This window comes from Protofrankia sp. CiP1_Cm_nod1, from assembly GCF_920888515.1.
Classification (GTDB): domain Bacteria; phylum Actinomycetota; class Actinomycetes; order Frankiales; family Frankiaceae; genus Protofrankia.
In genome coordinates, this window is record NZ_CAKKTM010000178.1 from 1 (window position 1) to 4,011 (window position 4,011).

General features: G+C 76.7%; 4 protein-coding genes. 1 reads left to right on the forward strand and 3 read right to left on the reverse strand.

Features of this window, described 5'->3' with window-relative positions:
* The 3 genes from NBX02_RS08430 to NBX02_RS08440 all read right to left on the reverse strand — a co-directional run.
* A partial coding sequence (locus NBX02_RS08430) for an SGNH/GDSL hydrolase family protein (RefSeq protein ID WP_250290773.1) occupies positions 1 to 758 on the reverse strand: 758 nt, incomplete at its 3' end.
* Between the two features lie 121 nt (positions 759 to 879).
* Entirely contained in the window at positions 880 to 2,079 is a 1,200-nt protein-coding gene (locus NBX02_RS08435) for a glycosyltransferase (protein ID WP_250281910.1), read from the reverse strand.
* Positions 2,076 to 3,317: a glycosyltransferase family 4 protein gene (locus tag NBX02_RS08440; protein ID WP_250281908.1), complete on the reverse strand. Its 1,242-nt coding sequence runs from the start codon at positions 3,315 to 3,317 to the stop codon at positions 2,076 to 2,078. The genes NBX02_RS08435 and NBX02_RS08440 overlap by 4 nt, the downstream gene beginning before the upstream one ends.
* Before the next feature lie 416 nt (positions 3,318 to 3,733).
* On the opposite strand from NBX02_RS08440, the gene NBX02_RS08445 reads away from it, so the two are divergent.
* The coding region (locus NBX02_RS08445) for an FAD-binding protein (RefSeq protein ID WP_250290783.1) at positions 3,734 to 4,011 on the forward strand (278 nt) is incomplete at its 3' end.

A 4,011-nucleotide genomic window follows, 5' to 3' on the forward strand; every position in this document is an offset into this window, starting at 1 on the left:
CGCCGGGCCCGGCGGCGCAGTGGCACGGCCGGGCGGGCGAGCAGCCACGGCACGCCCACCGACATCATCCAGCGGGCGTGCGCGAACCGGCCGGGCGTGGTGGGCGGCTCCACCACCGGCAGGACCGGCAGCGGCACACCGGCGTCGCACAGCGCCTCGGCGAAGGCACGGGCCATCAGCTGATGGCCCCGCGGGCCAGGATGCACCCGGTCGACGTCGAAGGTCGACAGCCGGTAGGCCTCGGGATGGCGGGCCAGGTCGACGACCAGGACCCCGGGATCGCCCGCGGCGGCGGCGTCCACCACCGCGTTGAGCTGCCCGATCCGGGTAGTGAGCAGGCGGCGCGCGGGCGCGGGCAGGCGCAGCAGCCGCCCGGGGTCGTGCAGCCGGGCCATCAGCACCAGGACGCCGGCCGCGCGCAGGTCCCGGACGCTCCACACCAGGTTGCGCCGCAGGCGTAACGGGTCGAAGCCGGGGGAGAGCAGATCGTTCATGCCGGCGATGAGGCTCGCGATCCGCGGGCGCAGCGCGAGGGCCACCGGCAGCTGGGTTTCGCGGACGTCCCGGCTGGTCGCCCCGGTGGTCGCGAGGTTGGTGAACCGGGCCTGCCCGGCCGGGGCCAGGCAGGCGGCGAGCGTGGCGGCCCAGCCGCGTCCGGCCAGCGCCCGCGCCGCGTGGGCCCGCCGGTAGCCGCCCATGCTCACACCGTCGCCCAGCCCGGCCGTGATGCTGTCGCCGAGCGCGACAAAGCAGGTCACCGTGCCGGAACCGGCCGTTGTGCTCGGACCGGCCGTTGTGCTCGGACCGGCCGTTGTGCTCGGACCGGTCGTCGTGCTCGGACCGGTCGTCGTGCCGATCATCGTGGTGTCCACGGCACGGTCAGGCGGCGCGGCCGGCGCCGCGGTCACGTCCGTCCGCGGGCTGCCGTCGCGCGGGGTGCTGGCCGGGGCGTCCGGCGGCCGGGCCCAGCCCGTGGGCGGCGAGGAACCCGTCGACGGTGACCTGCCACGGGAACTGCTCCGCGCGGGCCCGCGCGGCCTGCCGGCGGCTGAACGGGTCGCGGGCGAGCAGATCCTCCACGCCGTCGGCGAAGGTCCAGCCGCTGCCCGCGGCCACGACCCCGGCGCCGGGCACGACAAGCTCCGCCAGGGCGCTGCCGTGGTGGACCACGACCGGGGTCGCGCTGGCCATCGACTCCAGCGCGGCCAGTCCGAACGTCTCCACCGGGCCGGGGGCGAGGAGCACGTCTGCGGTCGCCAGCAGAGAGGCGAGCCGGTCACGGTCCGCGACGAAACCAAGAAAGATCACCGGAAGGCCGGCGGCGCGCCGGGTCAGGCGCCCCCTGCTCGGGCCGTCCCCGGCGATCACCAGCCGGGCGGGGACGCCGCGGCGGACCAGCTCCGCCAGGGCGTCCACGGCGGTGTCGCCCCGTTTCTCCGGCGACAGCCGGCTGGCGTGCACCAGCAGCACCTCGCTGTCGCGGGCGAAGGCCCGCCGCAGCGAGGTGTCGTAACGGTCGGGACGGAAGCGGTCGAGATCGACCCCCAGGGGGATCCGCCGCAGGTTGGTGGCGCCGACGCGGCGGAACTCCTCGCCCGCCCACGCGGTGGTGGCGACCACCGTGTCGAACGACCGCGCGAGCGCGGCGTTGGAGCGGTCGGCGGCGGCCCGCACCGGCAGCACCCCGCGCAGCGGGCGGGGCGTCCACAGGTTCAGCAGCCGGTCGAGGCGTTCGTGGCTGACCACGACGGATCCCACCCCGGCCCGGCGGGCCCACCGGCCGAGCGGGCGCAGGGTCGCCCGGTCGTGGACCTCGAGCCGGTCGGGCGCCTCGGCCGCCAGCAGCCGGGCGACCCGCCACGGCTCGGCCAGCACCCGGTAGTCGGTGCCGGGCACCAGCGGCGCCCGCATGGTGATCACGGTCGCGTCCGGGGTGTGGCGGACGCCGTCGCGTTCCCCGGGGAGGATCTGGACGACGTCGTGCCCGGCCGCGGTGTACCCGGCGGCGAGGTGCCGCAGCGTCGTGCGGATGCCACCGGAGCGCGGCGCGACGAAGTTGGCCGCCTGGACGATCTTCACCGGGTGCTCCCGTCCTCGTTGTGACACGTCCCGGCCCGGTCGGCACCGTGGTGGCAGCGCGCCGTCCGGCGGGCGAGAACGGCCCGTGACCGCGGTGCCACACCGCCGCCGTACCCCGTCCCCAGGCCGCGGACGTCCTGGTAGTGGCCGATCAGCTCGTCCCCGATGGCGCCCCACCCGCAGCCGCTGACGGACTGGCGGGCGGCGAGGCCCATGGCCGTCCGCCGGCCGGTGTCGGTGACGAGGGCGGTGACGCGGCCGGCCAGCGCGGCCGGGGAGTCCGGGGTGAAGTGCAGCCCGGTGCGCCCGTCGTCGACGACGTCGAGCAGGCCGCCCGCGGCCGGCGCCACCACCGGGACACCGCTGGCCTTGGCCTCCTGAGCGGCCTGGCAGAACGTCTCGTGGGAGCCGGTGTGGACGAACACGTCCAGGCTCGCGAAGATCGTCGCCAGTTCCGCCCCGGAGCGGAACCCCAGGAAGGCCGCCCGGGGCAGCCTGCGTTGCAGCGCCGGCCGCAGCGGGCCGTCACCGACGACGACCAGCCGCGTCCCGGGGATGTCCTGCACGGCGCCGAGCAGGTGCACCCGTTTCTCCCGGGCGAGCCGGCCGACGTAGCCGACCAGCACCTCCCCGCCCGGGGCGAGGCCGCGGCGCAGCGCCGGGTCGCGGTGGCGTGGATGGAACCGCTCCAGGTCGACCCCGCGCGTCCAGCGGGCGACCCGGTGGACGCCCTGGCGCAGCAGCATGTCGACCGCGGGCCACGACGGCGCGAGCGTCCGCCCGGCGAGGCGGTGGACGGCGGCCACCCACCGCCAGATGGACCGTTCGGCCTGGGCGAGCCCGTAGCGGGCGGCGAAGCCGGCGAAGTCGGTCTGGTACACCGCCACGCTCGGCAGCCCGAGCCGCCAGGCCGCGAACGCGGACTGCGCGCCCAGCCCCGCCGGGGCCGCCAGATGCACGACGTCCGGCCGGAAGCCCGCGAGCACGCCGACCAGCCGGGGCCATGGCGTCGCCACCCGGAACTCCGGATATCCTGGCAGCGGAACCGACGGCACCCGCAGCACCGGGGCACCGGCGTAGACGTCGGGGCAGGCCGCTGGCGTACGCGTCCCGGCCGCGGGCGCGATGACGAGCGCCTCGTGGCCGCGGTGCCGCAGATGCTCCAGCACCCGGCAGACCGAGTTGGTCACGCCGTCGACGTGCGGCAGAAAAGATTCGGTGATCACTGCGACGCGCACGACAACACGGTCCCAAGCCCCGGGGAGGCAGCGCGGACGCCCGCTCGTCCACGACATGAACTTTGTGACACAGCTTGGTGGTACGACGCCGTACCGTGACGACGCCACGACCGCTGCCGGCCGCCACCTACCGATACGGACCGATGGCGGCTGATGCCGGACCGGCCGGCACCGCGGAGACGTCGGAAGAGCGCCGGAGGCGGATGTCCCCGGCCCGGTCTCCCCGGCCCGGTCCCCCCCGATCGGTGTCCGTTCCCGGCTGCGGCCTGCCCGGCCGGCGTCGCGGAGGTCGCACGCGGCGGCCCGGCCGGGCGCGGGCCCGGCGGCACTGGTCGCTGACGGTCACCAGCGCCACCGGCCCCCCGCGGCAGGCCCCGGGGCCTGGACCCGACGGCACGGCCCAGCATGATGGATGGGTGTTGATCACAGATCTCGTCGGCGTGCTCGGCGCCGCTCACGTCCTCACCGACCCGGATGTGACCGTGAGCTACGAAACCGACTGGACGGGCGCCTTCCGGGGGCGGGCCGCGGCCGTGGCCCGTCCCGCGACGACCGAACAGGTCGCCGCCGTGCTGCGGATCTGCGCCCGGCACGGCGTGCCCGTGGTGCCCCAGGGCGGCAACACCGGCCTGGTCGGCGGTTCGGTGCCGGCCGGCGCGGCGGCCGGGGCGGTGCTGCTCAGCCTGCGCCGGCT